The 15,224-nt window shown below is 64.7% G+C and carries 14 protein-coding genes; 4 read left to right on the top strand and 10 right to left on the bottom strand.

Features of this window, described 5'->3' with window-relative positions:
* Positions 1-63: 63 nt before the first annotated feature.
* The 10 genes from BLW48_RS21950 to BLW48_RS21995 all read right to left on the bottom strand — a co-directional run bounded on the left by BLW48_RS21950 (position 64) and on the right by BLW48_RS21995 (position 10,834).
* The gene (locus BLW48_RS21950; protein ID WP_093177456.1) at positions 64-1,023 is read right to left on the bottom strand and encodes a type II secretion system F family protein; all 960 of its coding nucleotides are present in this window, start codon (positions 1,021-1,023) and stop codon (positions 64-66) included.
* The gene (locus BLW48_RS21955; protein ID WP_177142383.1) at positions 1,020-2,015 is read right to left on the bottom strand and encodes a type II secretion system F family protein; all 996 of its coding nucleotides are present in this window, start codon (positions 2,013-2,015) and stop codon (positions 1,020-1,022) included. The genes BLW48_RS21950 and BLW48_RS21955 overlap by 4 nt, the downstream gene beginning before the upstream one ends.
* Positions 2,008-3,324: a TadA family conjugal transfer-associated ATPase gene (locus BLW48_RS21960; RefSeq protein WP_093177457.1), complete on the bottom strand. Its 1,317-nt coding sequence runs from the start codon at positions 3,322-3,324 to the stop codon at positions 2,008-2,010. Before BLW48_RS21960 ends, BLW48_RS21955 begins: the two co-directional genes overlap by 8 nt.
* A gap of 4 nt (positions 3,325-3,328) precedes the next feature.
* The gene (locus BLW48_RS21965; RefSeq protein WP_093177459.1) at positions 3,329-4,612 is read right to left on the bottom strand and encodes a CpaE/TadZ family protein; all 1,284 of its coding nucleotides are present in this window, start codon (positions 4,610-4,612) and stop codon (positions 3,329-3,331) included.
* A gap of 37 nt (positions 4,613-4,649) precedes the next feature.
* Positions 4,650-5,933 carry a type II and III secretion system protein family protein gene (locus tag BLW48_RS21970; RefSeq protein ID WP_371127563.1) on the bottom strand — a complete coding sequence of 428 codons (1,284 nt, stop codon included), beginning with the start codon at positions 5,931-5,933 and terminating at the stop codon, positions 4,650-4,652.
* Positions 5,934-6,064: 131 nt separating this feature from the next.
* A complete protein-coding gene (cpaB, locus tag BLW48_RS21975) occupies positions 6,065-7,084 on the bottom strand; it encodes a Flp pilus assembly protein CpaB (RefSeq protein WP_093177462.1) in 1,020 nt (339 codons plus the stop codon).
* 73 nt (positions 7,085-7,157) lie between these two features.
* Entirely contained in the window at positions 7,158-7,655 is a 498-nt protein-coding gene (locus BLW48_RS21980) for a prepilin peptidase (RefSeq protein WP_093177463.1), read from the bottom strand.
* A 13-nt stretch (positions 7,656-7,668) separates the two neighbouring features.
* Positions 7,669-7,854: a Flp family type IVb pilin gene (locus BLW48_RS21985; RefSeq protein WP_093177465.1), complete on the bottom strand. Its 186-nt coding sequence runs from the start codon at positions 7,852-7,854 to the stop codon at positions 7,669-7,671.
* Positions 7,855-8,279: 425 nt separating this feature from the next.
* Entirely contained in the window at positions 8,280-9,764 is a 1,485-nt protein-coding gene (locus tag BLW48_RS21990) for a L,D-transpeptidase family protein (protein WP_093177466.1), read from the bottom strand.
* Complete coding sequence (locus BLW48_RS21995; RefSeq protein ID WP_093177468.1) at positions 9,731-10,834, bottom strand: nuclear transport factor 2 family protein; 1,104 nt, start codon at positions 10,832-10,834, stop codon at positions 9,731-9,733. Before BLW48_RS21995 ends, BLW48_RS21990 begins: the two co-directional genes overlap by 34 nt.
* Before the next feature lie 157 nt (positions 10,835-10,991).
* On the opposite strand from BLW48_RS21995, the gene BLW48_RS22000 reads away from it, so the two are divergent.
* The 4 genes from BLW48_RS22000 (at position 10,992) to BLW48_RS22015 (ending at position 15,198) form a co-directional block, all read left to right on the top strand.
* The gene (locus tag BLW48_RS22000) at positions 10,992-11,954 is read left to right on the top strand and encodes a LysR family transcriptional regulator (protein ID WP_093057559.1); all 963 of its coding nucleotides are present in this window, start codon (positions 10,992-10,994) and stop codon (positions 11,952-11,954) included.
* Positions 11,955-12,084: 130 nt separating this feature from the next.
* Entirely contained in the window at positions 12,085-12,606 is a 522-nt protein-coding gene (locus BLW48_RS22005; protein ID WP_093057560.1) for a cupin domain-containing protein, read from the top strand.
* A 37-nt stretch (positions 12,607-12,643) separates the two neighbouring features.
* On the top strand, positions 12,644-13,651 hold the full coding sequence (locus BLW48_RS22010; RefSeq protein ID WP_093057561.1) for a hydroxyquinol 1,2-dioxygenase: 1,008 nt from the start codon (positions 12,644-12,646) through the stop codon (positions 13,649-13,651).
* Positions 13,652-13,734: 83 nt separating this feature from the next.
* Positions 13,735-15,198 (top strand): aldehyde dehydrogenase family protein, encoded by a 1,464-nt coding sequence (locus tag BLW48_RS22015; RefSeq protein ID WP_093177599.1) that lies wholly within the window; start codon positions 13,735-13,737, stop codon positions 15,196-15,198.
* Positions 15,199-15,224 lie beyond the last annotated feature (26 nt).

The raw sequence follows: 15,224 nt of genomic DNA on the forward strand, positions 1-15,224 counted from the left end.
CGAGCGACGCAACGAGAACCAGGCAACCGAAAAGGCGGCCCCTGGTGGGTGAAGTACTTGCATTCATTTGGCGAGAGCCCCCAGTGAGCGGAAGACGGCAAGGAAGCCGGGGCCGGCAGTAACGATGATCAACGCCGGTAGCAATGTGACCACCATCACACCGGTCATCTTCACAGTGATCTTGCCGATGCGTTCTTTCAGCTCCGCGCGGCGATGTTCCCGCAGGCGATCGCTGTATTGGCGCAGTGGTTCTTGAACTGCACCCCCGTGCCGATCGACCTGGACAAGCAGCGCGACGAGTCCCGCAAGGTTCTCGTTGTTGTGCAATGTGGCAAGCCGCAGCAACGAATGCTCGCGAGTGCGGCCCTGGCTGTATTGCCGGTTGGCGAATGCAAGTTCGTAGCCCAGCACACGAAGCACGTGCGAGAAATCGGTCGCCATGATCTGCAGGCTCTGGTCGAGACTGAGTCCTACGCCTTGCAGCAACCTCAGCAGGTCCACGAACAACGGCAACTCGTGCGCCACACGTTCGCGTCGCGTCGCGGCTTGCCGTGCAAGCAGCCACTTGGGTGTCATGAAGCCGATCACGAATGCGCCGGCAAGCACCGCAAACACTTGCCTTTGCGGATGCTCCGAACCCCAGACGAAGTACGCGACTACCGGCAGCAAGACCGCGAGTGTGATGCGCGAGACGAGGAAGATGAGTTGCGCGCGCAGCGAGGGGAAACCGCACTGATCGATCAGTTTTCGATCTTCGTTTGCCACCAGCATGCGGCCGAGCTTGGTGTCGAGCCAATGGAAGGGCAATTCGACCTCGGCCTGTGCTGGCGCACCGTCGTCGGTCGACGCGGTGGTCGTGTTCGTCGTGGACGTCTCGGCACCGCGACGAATGGCGCGGCCCAGTACTTCGCCGCGGCGTGCGCGCCGAAGCTCGCTTCCGATCAGCAGGCCGGCCGCTGCAAGCAACCCAAGGGCAAGCAGCGACAGGCTCATGACGCCGAGTTGGGAGGGCGTGAACGTCATACGAACCTCGCCAGCCGATAAAGCAGGAATGCACCCAGGATCTGCATTCCGACCGCACCGAACACCATGTACTGACCTGTGCCGTCGTGCCACATCCGCAGAAAGTAGGAGGGGTTGAGCGTGATGATCATGGCTCCCACGCACACGGGCAACAAACCGAGGATCCAGGCGGACAGGCGTGTCTCGGCCGAAAGGGCCACGAGCTCATGCTCGGCCTGCTCGCGATCGCGCATGAAGTTTCCAACGCGTTCCAGCAGCAGGTCTGCGCGGCCGCCGTAGCGCACGCCCAATCCGAGGATGGAGGCCAGCAGGAACAATTCTTCGATGTGAACGCGCGAGGCCATCTGGTGCAGCGCGCGGTCGAGGTCGACGCCCGCGCGCACAAGACTGCTGGCACGGTCGAGGTAACCACGCAGCGGTGCACGCGTGGTTGCAATGGCGAGTTGGAAGGCTGCCTGGGTCGAGTTTCCGATGGTGATCAGGCGCACCATCGCATCGATGTAGGAGGGCAACTGGGTGACGAGCTGGCGGCGGAATTTCTGCAACCGGAACCACAGGCCGAATGCCGCCAGCAGCACGGAGAACAGAAATGCACCCAAGGCTGCGGGCCAGCCGCCGAGCAGGGCCGCGGCCACTGTGAGCACGACGATGGCCCCGGCGCCCAGGACAAGCACCGGCGCTTCCACTGCGCCTTCGAGCCGGGCCGGAATCAAGGCCTCCATGCGATTCGCGCTCGACTTCGCAGCCGCCTCGCCAGATGTAGCTGTGCTCCAGGGATCGGCAAGGGCCGAGTCGACCGCGCTGGCCGCAGGGTTGTCGCGAAGCGGCGGCAAGACGGTGGTTGGCGGTGCGATGGTTGCTTCGATCTGTTGCCTCAGATGCTCCTCTGTCATCTGGCGTACCTGCCGGGTGGAGGCCCAGCGCCACATCAGCAGCCCGGAGGCCGCCAGCAAGAGCGCGATGCATGCCACGACAAGCAGCGTTTCAGCCACGACGTTCTCCCCCGCCGGAGCGTGCCAGCGTCTGGCGGAAGCGCGTGATCTTGGGCGAGTGCGGGGCAATGCCGAGCGATATCCAGCGGTCGCGCTCCTCGCCGTCGGGGGAGACGACCGGTTCGTAGCGGTACAGCTCCTGCATCGCGACCACGTTGTCGTTGACACCGGTCACTTCGCTGAGCGAAAGAATCCGGCGCTGGCCGCCCGACAAACGGCCGATCTGCACGATGAAGTCGATGGCGTTCGCGATCTGCCGGCGCAGGCTGGTTTCGCTGCCTTGATAGCCTGCGAAGCCGGCAAGCATTTCGAGCCGGTAAAGGCATTCGCGCGGCGAGCTTGCATGGATGGTGCCCATGGAGCCTTCGTGGCCCGTGTTCATCGCCTGCATCATCTCGATCACTTCGGCGCCTCGGACTTCGCCCACGATGATGCGGTCGGGCCGCATGCGCAGGCTGTTGCGCAGCAGGTCACGGATCGATACCACGCCCGTGCCGTCGAAGCCACCCGGACGGCTTTCGAGCCGAACCACGTGGGTGTGACCCAGCGAAAGCTCGGCCGTGTCTTCGATGGTGATCACGCGCTCTGCATGCGGAATGAAGCTCGCCAGTGCATTCAGAAGAGATGTCTTGCCAGAACTGGTGCCACCGCTTACGAGGATGTTGCAGCGCGCGCGCACCGCGATTTCCAGAAGCTGAGCCATGCCCGCGTCGAAGGTGCCGAGCTTCACCAGGTCGGCCGGCGTGAGCGGCTCCTTGCGGAACTTGCGGATCGATACCGACAGGCCGTCGATGGCCAGCGGCTCGATGATGACGTTGATGCGGCCACCGTCGGGCAGGCGCGCATCGACCATCGGATTGGCTTCATCCAGGCGACGACCAAGCGGCGCGAGGATGCGGCGGACGATGCGCATCACGTGTTCCGAATCAGCGAAACGCAGCGTTTCCCGCTCCAGCACGCCGTGGCGTGACACGTAGACGTTCTGGTAGCCGTTGATCAGGATGTCTTCGACAGCCGGGTCGTTGAGCAGGTCTTCCAGCGGGCCGAAGCCCGCGAGCTCCTTCGTCAGCGCATCGGAGATGAGCTGCATCTCTCGGTCGTTGATCGGCACGCGACGCAGGCGCACGAAGCTGTCGACTTCCAGTTCGACGAACTGCTGGATCGAGGCGCGCGACCAGCGGCCGAACTCCGCGCCCAGCTCCTCGATGCGACTGAGCAGGTGGTCATGCGTCCAGCTCTTGATGTCCTGGAACTGCTGGGAGTTGATGAACGCCTGGTCGTCGTCGGCAAATTCGATATCGGTGGACATGGGCTCAACCTTCGTGTGAACTCTTCCAGAGGCCGGTAACTTGCGACATGAGCGCAACCCAGCGTGGATCCTTGGCCGGGGGTTGGCCCGTGGCAGACATGTATTCCTGGTGCAGGCTGCGGGCAACTCCAGTCACAGCCTGCGAATATGGGTCGGTGCGCGACGTACGGATCAGCATCTCTCCACGGCTTGCTGCGGCCAACAGTTGCGCGCTGCGTGCCGGTAGTACGTGGCGCAGCGGCAACTCGAGGCGCTCGGCGATGTCCTTGGCGGACAGGCCCACATGGTTGTCAAACTTGTTGACGACCAGCGCGAGACGCTCGGTCTCCACGCCTCGTGCACGCAACTCCTTCAGCATGCTGGCCGTGGACACGATGCCTCCGATGCTTTGGTCGCACACAACCCACGCCTGTTGGGCTTCGCGCACGGTCTGCGCCACGAAGTCGATCGTCGAGAAACCGCCGAGATCGGCAATCTGGAAATCGAAGAAATCCGCCAGCCGCTTGATCAACGCCACGGAGTCTGCGTGCGAGATTTCTCGCACCTGCGAAAGACTTGCGGGCAGCGGCAGAACGGCGACGCCGCTGGTGTGGTGTGCGAGGGCCGTGTGCAGCAATGTCTGGTCGAGGCGGCGCAGGTTGCGCACGCCGTCGACAAAGCTGAAGCCACTTTGTGTGTCGAGGTAGAGCAGGCCGTCGCGCGCCGGCAGGCCCAGGTCCAGCAAGGCCACGCCGTGGCGCGCGGCACGGCCCGGAGGACGCGCCGGTGCTTGCGACAGCTGATCGTTCAGCGTCAATGCCAGACTGCTTGCCAGCGTGGTGACCCCCAGGCCGGCACGTGCACCGAGCAACGCCAGGGTGCAGCCGCGGGTGCCTCCCTGGAGCGAGCTGCGTTTTTCGAGCAAGGCGCGCAAGATGTTGACTGCTTCGCCGGGTGGCGCCGCGATGTCGATGAAATCGTCCACGCCCGCGCGCAGCGCAGCCAGCATGGCGGCGGGCTCGGCGGAAACGCCCGTCGCGAGCACTGGCAACGTTGGCCAGTCCCGCTTGAGGCGCTGGTGAAGCTGATTGGCGTCTGCGATCTGGTCCGACGAGAAATCGATGAAGACGGCCACCGGGCCCAGCAGGGCGATCCGTTCATCGATCGACTTCGTGCCTGGTGCGAGGACCACCACCGAGCCCAGGCGACCGAGCGCATCGGTCAGCCAGGTGATATGTGCACCGTTGCTTGACGCAAACAGGTAGGTTTCGGCACCCATTTCAGGAATGCTGTCTCGTGGAGCGTTCATGGTGTCGGCCCGTGGTGCATGGTCCGATGGGGTTGCATCAACGCGAGAAGCCCGGGAGCGCCGTGTTCGAGGCGCCACCGAGGAAGATGGAGCGCCACACGGCACCGTCACGCTGCTCGGTACTGCCGGGCATGTAGGGCGTGAGATCTGTGCCGCGAGCGATCGGCTTGACGAGGTGCGGCGTCACCACGATCACCAATTCCTTTTCATTCATCTGGTACTTGCTCTGCTTGAAGAACGTACCGAGGATGGGCAGGTCGCCGAGCAACGGGATCTTGTCGGAGTTGGATGTGGTCGTGCGGCTGACGAGGCCGCCGATGATGAAGCTCTCGCCGTCGCCCAGCTCGACGGTGGTGTCGGCGCGGCGGGTCGTGATTGCAGGTACGGCAACGCCGCTGAGGCTCAGTGAATTCGTGTAGTCGAGATCGCTTGCTTCAGGCGCGACCTTGAGCACGATCCGTTCGTTCGACAGCACCGTGGGTGTCAGCGTCAGGCCGATGCCGAATGGCTTGTACTCGATGGCCGTGGTGCCCAGCCCCTGGGGGACCGGCACGGGCAGTTCGCCGCCAGACAGGAAGCTTGCGCTTTGGCCGGACATTGCCACCAGCGTCGGCTCGGCGAGCACTCGGGCCATGCCGTTGCCCTCGAGGAACCCCACGTTCAGGCCCACGCCGGCCTTGCCGAAATTCAGCAGCAGGCTGAACGCCTGCGCAAGTGGATGATTGGCTTCCGTGGTGATGGAGCCATCACCGCCGAATGTGGATTTGGTAAGCGTGGTCGGAGTGAACACGCCGAAGCTGAACCCGCTCGAGTTGGCCCGGGTGCTGAAGATATTCAGGCCTGCCTGCTTGAGGACGCTGCGATTGAATTCCACCACCTTCACCGACACCTGCACCGTCTGGCTGCGGACATTCACTGTCGCTGTGTCGTTCACGGGCGTTTTTTCCGCCTCGGTTGACAGTGCAGCATCGCGGGCCTGCTGGTACGCAGGAAGACTGTCCATCGTGCCGGTCACTGACGCTGTCCGCCGTTGCACGGCCAGCGTGTACGTGGTGGCCGAGGCCTGTCCTTTTTCCCACACCATCAAGGTAGTGCGGCCCGGCAGCTTGCCTGTAATGATGAGCCGCGCCGCAGGCGAGCCCGGCGTCTTGCGGGTGACGGTCACACCCGCGATGGCTTCGTCCGCAATGGCGATGCGATCCACGCCCTTGTCGATCAGCAGTTCACGCTGCGAACCTGCTGCAACCGTCAAAGGGGCCGGGGATAGTGCTGGCGCGCCCGGCGCCGACGATGCGACCGGCCAGGTGGCGGGCGCCATCATGCACAGCACGAGCAGCGAAGGGCGCAGCAGGTGCTGTTGCGTACGGCGGCGTGTGGCGGGGGGCGTCATCGCGCGGGGCTGGTCCGGCATGGATTTACTTTCTTTGACAAGGGCGGTCATGGCGGAGCGGGTCAGTAGCGCACTGTCTCGCTACGGTCGCCGCGGATCATTTCGACCTCCAGGCCTGACCGGCCGCCGGTGCCGGGTGAGCGAGGGGTCGAGGCGGTTGGTGTCGTGTTTGCACGGGATTCGACAGTCGGTCGACGGCCGCCAACGCCGCCAGAGACCAGGTCGACTGTCGTGAGGCCTGCCTGAGCGCGATCGAGGCCTTCCAACGGAGGGCGAGGTGGTTCACCGCGCCGCGGCGCCGGAGGCTGTATTGCCGTTGGCAGTTCGGCCAGCAGCTTGGGGTCTGGAACCGTGGTGTCCAGGGGGTTGCGCAGCGCCAGCAGCAAACGGCCCGCGGATTCACCGAGCGTGAGGCGGTTGATGTCTTCGACCGGCACGGCGAGCACTGCCGTACGGGCCGCGTCGCCACGCTGTTGCTGCTGTGCGCCAGAGCTTGCGTTGGCGCGGCCATCGATGTTCTTGGAGGCCAGTCCATCAACCGACGCACCGCCGAACGCAAGCACGCGTTTGCGAGACAGCAGCAGGCGTGCCTGACTGCGGTCGATGTCCTTGCTGTCGGACTTGAGCATCACGAACACATCGACGAAGTCGCCTGGCTGGACCTTGTTGCCCACGCCCATGACTTCGTCGGCCTTGACTGCGACAGCGCGCTCGCCTTCCTCAATGCGTGAGGCCAGGCCTGAAGAAAGCTGACCTTCCAGCAGCGGCGTACCTTCTCCAAGATCGAAAACCGGGACGCGACCGACGACTGCCGTTGTTTCCCTGAACGCACCGGCCGGGTTGATGGTCAGTTGCTCCACGCGCAGGGCGTCGGGTGGGATCGCCTGTCCTGCCGGCAGCGGCTTGGTTGCCACGACCACCGCAAATGTCGGAACTCGCGCCGTGCTTGAAGAACTGGCCGCAGGCGCCGTTGCGACAGGCGCGGGCGTGGCGGGCTGTCGACTGAGCACCCATGCATATCCCCCGAGAGCGATGGCCAGGAGCACCAGGATGGCGGCGATGATTTTTGTAAGGTGGATCATGGGCGGCGGATGAAGGAAATGGGTAGGCGATCGGCGAGTTGAGGGAAGGCCCACGGTGACGAGTAGCGCGGGGCTAGCTCGGTCGGCCCCAAATCATCCAGACCGCCGAAGCCAACGCGAGGTAAGCCGCGAAGGGAATAGGGCGGGTTTGCTTGCGCGAACCCGAGGCAGCGTCGCTGCGAGGCTTTCCCGACAGCATCAATGCAAGTCCGGGAAACCAGGCGAAGCGCTGCAAAGCCAGCAAGAGCAGGCCATGTGCTCCAGCCAACAGGCTGGCACCGATCCAGATCGGCAGTAGCGGCGACATGCCGACCCAAAGGCCGAGTGCGCCCGCGAACTTGACGTCGCCAGCACCCATGAAGCCGGTGGCGTAGAAAAGCAGAAGGAACCCAAAACCGACGACGCAGCCGAGGAGTGCGTCGGACCATCCGATGCCGAAGGGTTGCGCATTCATGGCAAGGGCTCCGATTGCGACCGCCGCGCCCCCCAGCACCAGCCAGTTGGGGACGCGGCGTTGTTGAGCGTCATAGACCATGATCATCAGCAGCCACAGCAGCGACAAATGGAGCATCCGGACTCGGTGCTTATTTGGGAGTCGCCTTGGTACCGATGGCCGTGAAGATGCCATCCAGGATTTTGCCGACGCCGGACGAAGTGTCGGTGCCAAAAACAGCAATAAGAATTGTCGCCATGAGCCCCGCAATAATTCCATATTCAATTGCGGTTGCACCCTCTTCGTCGCGCAGAAAACGAGTAATAGAGCTAAGCATGATTTCCCCTTTCAGGAAGTGTTAACAAAGGCTTGCAAGGTGGATGTTATACAGCGTAACTCCGTGTATCAACAAGGCAAACCCGCAAGACTTTCGCCCAGGTGTGCTAGCCAAAAGGAGTAAAGCAGGGTGGCTGCAAGCCTCCTGCCAGCCCGAGCCAGGAAGAGACCTGGTCAGCTGGTGGACAGTTTGGAAGTGAATTTTTCCCTCTGTAGGGCGCGCGGCGCCTCCCATGAAGAGGGGATGCGACGTTACGTCGCCGGGAACGCGCGAAACGGGGGTGTTACGGGAACAAGTGCGTTACGTGTTACGTAGCACGAAGCCCCAAAGGGCCAGATGTAACAGTGAAAAAAGGCTAAACCCGTGAGCAAAAAGTCACGGGTTTGAGGGGGTGACCCCGTCGCCGAGAGGGATTCGACCGGGCCTCAGCCCAGGATTTCTTCGTGAAAGAGCTTCCAGTCGGTACCCTGGCGTAACCAGTACTGGCGCCGGGAACGTCCGCTCTTCTCGCCTTCGAACACTTCGCCGAAGGTAACAATCATGGTGTCGTCACCGTCCCGCCAGTGGAGGTACGACATGTCCTTGAATTGCACGCGCTTGCCCTGCGCGTATTTCACTTCTTCGTCGACAGCCGAAATTCCTTCAGTGGATTTCTTGCTGCTGCGCTGGAAATCGGGCAAATAGAATTTCTTCAATTGCGCTTCATTTCCATTGGCTCGCGCATCTTTCCAGCCATTGATGGCGCTTGTAATTGACTGGGTTTCTTTTTCAGCCTGCGGTTGTGAAATCCATTGCAGGCTGCGCGCGGTGACCACCGGGGTGGCGCCAATTTGCACTTTTCGCAAAAGCTGCTTCAGGTCAGGGTTTGCCATGACCACGCACCCGTCGCTTGCCAGCGGCGCCCGGGCGAACTGCTGGGGCGGGGTGCCGTGCAGCCAGATGCCGCCGCCGGTCTTGCCGCGCCGCACGTCGTACGGGTTGGGGTAGTTGATGGGCAGGGCGCCCGCGCCGTAGAAGTCTTTCAGCGACTTCGGATCGAGGCTGCTGGTGATGTAGTACACGCCCAGCGGGGTGCGCGCGTCGCCCTCGGTGACCTTGTCGGTGCCCGACTTGCCGACCGAGATGTAGTAGTCGGCCGTGAGCTTCAGGCCCTTGTCCGAGTTTTCGAACAGGTACAGCCGCGAGCGCGAGGCGTCGACGGCAATGGCGTAGCGGCTGCGGGTCGAGAGCGTCAGGAACTGCGACGGCACGGTGTTGGCCGGCGGGCGCTCGCGCAGGGCCTGCAGGCGGCGTTTCGATTCCTCGTGCAGCTCGGCCATGGCCGGATTGCCGCGCATCTTCGCGATGCTGGCGGTGTCGGGCAGGGCATTCGACGGGGGCACTTGCGCCGCGAGCAGGTCGCCGTAGACGAGCTGCGCAAGCTGGAAGTTCGGGTAGTCGCGCACCAGGTCGCGGGCCTTGGCCAGCGCGGGGCGGGCCTGTCCGCGGCCGAACATTTCATAGACCGCGATCAGGCGGGCTTCGGCGTTGCTGGCTTCCTGGATGGAGGAGGCGGATGCCGACCTGCGTGTGGGCCTTGTTGCCGTCGCGGCAGCCGTTCGGGCCTCTGCAGCGGCCACGCCCTTCTTGCCCTTGGCGGAAGAAGACCGGCCGGTCGCGCTGCGCGCGGTGGAACGGCTGCTGTTCGCAGCCTTGGCCTTGGTGCTGCCGCTGGCGGCTTTGGCGCTGCCGGCCTTGTGGGTGCTGTTCGACGCCAGCGCCGCACCGGGCGCCGCCAGCATCAGCGCCGATGCGGTCATCAGCGCTGCGAGCAGTTGTCCGCTGCGCAGACGAAACGGGGGATTCTGAAGCCGGCCGAGCCGGACGATGTCTGCCACTAGCCGCCGACGCTTTCCTTGCGAATGTGCCATTGATTGCCGGAGCGCTGCAGGTCCAGCGTCTTGCGGCTCGAAACGTTGAGGTTGTCCGCGCGATAGATCTGGCGGAACTTGGCCGTCGCGTTCTGTCCGTCGACCTTGATCGCGAGGTTCTCGATGTTCACGCTGATGCTCGACTTGCCGACGATGCGGGCGCGGCGGTCTTCTTCCCAGCCCTTGCGGCTCTGGCCGCCGGTGGGCGTGAAGTCGGGGCCGTAGGCCGCGAGGTAGCGGTCCATGTCCTGGCTGGCCCAGGCCGAAGCCCAGGCGCGCACGGCGGATTCGACTTCGGCATTGGAAGCGGTGCTGGCTGCGGGGGCCGGTGCAGGTGCTGGAGCCGGCGCCGCTTCGGGCGCCTTTGCCTCGGGCGCCTTGGGCGCGGCGGCCACCGGTGCGGGAGCTGCGGCAACCTTGACTGGTGGCGGCGGCGCAGCGGGGGCTGGCGCGGGAGCCGGCGCCTTTGCCGCGGGGACAGGTGCTGCCGAGGCCACCAGGGCTGTCGGCTTGGCGCCCGGCGGTGTCGGCGTGAAGAGCGTGCGGATCACCGCCAGCTTGGGCTGCACGGCCGTGTTGTTCTGGTCGAGCTGCAAGGCCTTGCTGTAGGCCTGGCTGGCCAGCCGTGCATACACGTCGCCGAGGTTTTCCTGGGCAGTGGCGTAGCTGGGGTTGGTGCGAATGGCGCTTTCGAGCGCGCTGCGTGCCTTGTCGAACTGGTTCTGGCTCGCGTAGATCACCGCGAGGTTGTTGTACGGCTCGGGCAGCTCGGGCGCGTCCAGCGTGAGCTGGGTGAAGGCGGCGATGGCCTCGTTGCGCTTGCCGGTGTCGAGCTGGATCACGCCCTTGAGAAAGCGCATCTGCGGGTCGCGCGGCTTGTCTTTGAGGAAGGCGTCGGCCTTCGTCAGGGCCTCGTCGAGCTTGCCGGCCTGCATGAGCTTGTCGACCTCCTCATGCTCGATGGCGGCCAGCGCCGGGAGCACGGCGCCACAGGTTGCCGCGGCCAGGAACAGGGCGCGCACGGTGGGGGAGAAGCTGAAACGGGCGCGTGGCCGGGGGCTCTTGGGCATTGCGGACAAGACCTCGTAGGGGTGGGTGATGCGGCAGGGATTGTAAGTGGGGCACGTAACTCCCCGACACAGGGATGACCGTCTTTCGCGGCCTTTAGGCTTGCCCGCAACGTCCCGTGGCGCCCCGCGCCGACCGGCCCCGCAGTACAGTGCCGCCGTGGACCGCCTCCAAAGCATTGAAACTTTCGTTCGCGTCGCGCAGACCCAGAGCTTTGCGGAAGCGGCGCGGCAGCTGCGCGTGGCCAACTCGGTCGTCACCACGCGGGTCAAGCAGCTCGAAGAGTTCCTGGGAGCGCCGCTGTTCCATCGCAGCACCCGGGTGGTGAGGCTCAGCGACATGGGCCAGGCCTTTCTGCGCGACTGCACCGAGCTGGTGGGCCGCGCCAACGACATCGTCGACCAGATGCGCGATGCGCGCGGCACGCCCTCGGGCATCCTGCGCGTGCATGCACTCACCGGCATGGTGCTGGGCCGCTTCGCCACGCTGCTGCGCGAGTTCCAGACGACATACCCTGACATCCACCTCGAGCTGATCGTGAGCGACGCGGTGGCCGACCCCGTGAAGGCCGGCGTCGACTGCGCGCTGCAGATCTTTCCCGCGGCCTCGCAGGAGCTGGTGTCGCGGCCGCTCTTTCCGGTGCGGCGGGTGCTCTGCGCCACGCCGGCGTACCTCGAAGCGCACGGCACGCCCGCTGCGCCGCGCGACCTGCACCGGCACAAGCTGGGCCTCTACTCGGGCTACCCCACGCGCGACCGATGGACCTTTCACCACGAGGGCGAGCAGACCACCATCTACCTGAACGCCGCGCTGCTGACCAACAGCGTGCACCTGCTGCGCGAATATGCACTGGAGCATGCGGGCATCGTCTGCCTGCCCACGCTGGTGGCGGGCGATGCCATTGCGCGCGGCGAGCTGCGCGTGGTGCTGGCCGAGCACCAGCTGTCGTCGTTCTCGCTGAGCGCGGTTTATGCGGGCACCTCGCGCAATGCGCTGAAGCTGCGCCTCTTCATCGAGCACATCGCCACCCGCTTCACGCGCGTGCCGCCGTGGGACGCCACGCTGATCGAGCGAGGCCTTATTCCTGCCGAGCTCATCGAGTTCAGCCGCTCCAGCGGATAGCGTCCGAACGGGGGTAAACCCCTGCGATTGTTCGGAAGCTCCGAATAATCCTCTTCCAAACTGGTCCCTACCGGTGCCGCCGCTTGACTCCTAGAGTTCACCCATCACTGGAGACAACAGGAGACAAGCCATGACAGCCACCACTGCGACCGCCTACAAGACCCGCTTCGGTTCACTCAAGCACTTCGAGAAGGGCCACGTCGAGCCCATCGACGACGACGTTCGCCACTACGCGTTCTCCAACTGCTTCGAGATCGCGAGCATCAGCAAACCCTACGAGAAGGTCGTGTTCGGCCAGAACCAGATCTACGTACTGGAGACGCTGCGCGCCGAAGGCACCTCGCCCTGGTACACCTGCGCGCACGACGAGTTCGCGCTCGTGATGGACGGCGACGTCGAAGTGCACCTCGTGCAGCTCGACGACGGCCAGGCAGTGGCCGACAAGGAAAAGAACGGCGCCGTGCTCGTCAAGGGCGAGCCCAAGGGCAAGAAGATGGGCTGGATGAAGCTCTCGCGCGGCCACCAGGGCCTGCTGCCGAAGAACACCGCCTACCAGTTCCGCAGCGCCGGCGAGCCGGGCGTGATCGTCCTGCAAAGCTGCAAGGGCGACCTCTCGGTCGAGAAGTGGGCCGACATCTGCCAATCGCACTGAGTGCATTGACCGCACCCGAATCCAGGAGCCACACACCATGAACGCACCCGCAGAACTCGCCAAGGTGATCGCGTCGCAGCCCGACGCCACGCTCGGCTACAAGGACTTTTCGCTCGGCAGCTTCAGCTTCCGCCGCGACGAATACTTCGTTCACATCGGCTGGAAGACCCGCGACGGCCGCCCCATGAGCCACACCATGGACGCCGGCAGCTACCTGCGCGCACTGATGCGCGACGTGGCCTGGGGCTTCTTCTACGGCTGGGTCAACTTCGACGACGTGTTCGGCACCGTCAACCACTACGAGTCGGTCGACCTGTACGCCGGCAGCTTCAACGGCACCATGAAGGACGCGGGTATCGACCTGCTCGAGAACTTCCCGACCGCGCAGATCCGCGCCACCTTCGAGGCCATGCTCGACGACTGGACCAACGAGAGCTTCGACCCCTTCGCCGCGCCGCAGGAAACCGGCTCGCCCTACGGCCGCAAGAACGGCAACAACACCGCCAAGATCACGAGGGCGCGCGAACTTGCCAAGCGCTGCGTGGGCCTGAAGGGAGACCTCGACCTGCGCAGCGACGAACGCGGCGCTCCGGTGAACCGCGCCTTTGCCGACGTGCCGCAGGGCCAGCCCGAGCTGCACCCCGAGCCCGGCTTCGAGAACGACGTGCACGCCTTCAATCTCTTCGGCTTCCTGAGCCGCTCGCAGGTCACGTGGAACCCGAGCTTCACCTCGGTGGTGAAGCACAGCTACATGTGCCCGACGACCGAGGAGCACATCCTGCCGATCATCCACGGCAACGACCGTGTCGAGTGGTTCTTCCAGATGACCGACGAAATCCACTGGGACTGCGGCGACAAGAACACCGGCAGGCCCATGGCCCGCGTGATCATGAAGGCCGGCGACATGGCAGCCATGCCCGCCTACTGCCGCCACCAGGGCTTCAGCCCCAAGCGCTCGATGCTGCTGGTGTGGGAGAACGGGTCGCCGAGCCTGGTGTACGAAATCCAGAAGGGCGAGAGCCCGGAGATCCCGGTCGAGTTCTGACCGGTTTTTCTCTCCCTCCCGACGCCCTTCCATCCAACTCTCCCCAAGCGGGGAGGGAGAGGAAACTCATGCCTGCTCTTTCCATCCGCCACCAGCTCTTCATCGACGGCCGCTTCGTCGACGCCGAATCCGGCGAGACTCTCGCCACGCTGAACCCGCACGACAACACGCCCATCGCCCAGGTCGCGCTGGCCGGCAAGGCCGACGTCGACAAGGCCGTCGCTGCTGCGAAGCGCGCCTTCCCGAAATGGAGCCGCATGGCTGCCGCCGACCGTGGCCGCATCCTGCTGAAGCTCGCCGACCTCATCGAAGCCAACGGCGAAGAACTCGCGCGCCTCGAATCGCTCGACACCGGCCACCCGATCCGCGATTCGCGCCGGCTCGACGTGCCGCGCACGGCAGCGTGCTTCCGCTACTTCGGCGGCATGGCCGACAAGTTCCAGGGCGAGACCATTCCGGTCGAAGAGGGCTTTCTCAACTACACGCTGCGCGAGCCCGTCGGCATCGTCGGCCAGGTGGTGCCGTGGAACTTTCCGCTCATGTTCACCAGCTGGAAGATGGCGCCCGCCCTCGCGGCCGGTAACTGCATCGTGATGAAGCCGGCGGAGATCACGCCGCTGTCGTCCCTGCGCATCGCCGAGCTGATGGCCGAGGCCGGCCTGCCGCCAGGTGTGGTCAACATGCTGCCGGGGCTCGGCAGCGTGGCGGGCCAGTACATCGCCGAGCATCCGGAGATCGCCAAGATCGCGTTCACCGGCAGCACCGCCACGGGCCGGCGCATCGTGCAGGCCAGCGCGGGCAACCTCAAGAAGGTGCAGCTCGAACTCGGCGGCAAGGGGCCGAACATCGTTTTCGAAGATGCGAACCTGCAGGCGGCCGTCAACGGGAGCGCATGGGCCATCTTCCACAACCAGGGGCAGGCCTGCATTGCGGGCTCGCGGCTGATGCTGCACGAGAAGATCGCCGATGCCTTCCTCGAGCAGTTCATTCCGCTTGCGAAGTCGATCCGCCTCGGCGACCCGCTCGACGAGGCGACGGAGATGGGTCCGCTCACCAGCGCGCAGCATCGCGAGCGCGTGCTGAGCTATGTGGAAGTGGCGCAAGGCGAGGGCGGCGAACTGCTGGCGGGCGGCAAGTCGCCGGGCGGCGATCTGGCCAAGGGCTGCTACGTCGAACCCACCGTGATGCGCGCCAGGTCATACAAGGACCGCATCGCGCAGGAAGAGGTGTTCGGCCCCTTCGTCACCGTGCTCACCTTCAAGAACGACGAAGAGGCGATGCAGATCGCCAACGGCACCGACTACGGCCTCGGCAGCGGCCTGTGGACCAACAACCTGCAGCGCGCCCACAAGGTCGCGCGCGACCTGCACGCCGGCATGGTCTGGATCAACAGCTACAAGCGCGTGAACCCCGGCTCGCCCTTCGGCGGCGTCGGCCAGAGCGGCTACGGCCGCGAGATGGGGTTCGATGCGATGCGCGAATACACGCAGGTCAAGAGCGTGTGGGTGAACGTCGACGCGCAGATACCGCCGCACTTCGCGCGCTGACCCCTGATCGGGCGGCACAAAAAACA

It is taken from the genome of Variovorax sp. YR266 (assembly GCF_900107295.1).
Taxonomy (GTDB): Bacteria; Pseudomonadota; Gammaproteobacteria; order Burkholderiales; family Burkholderiaceae_C; genus Variovorax.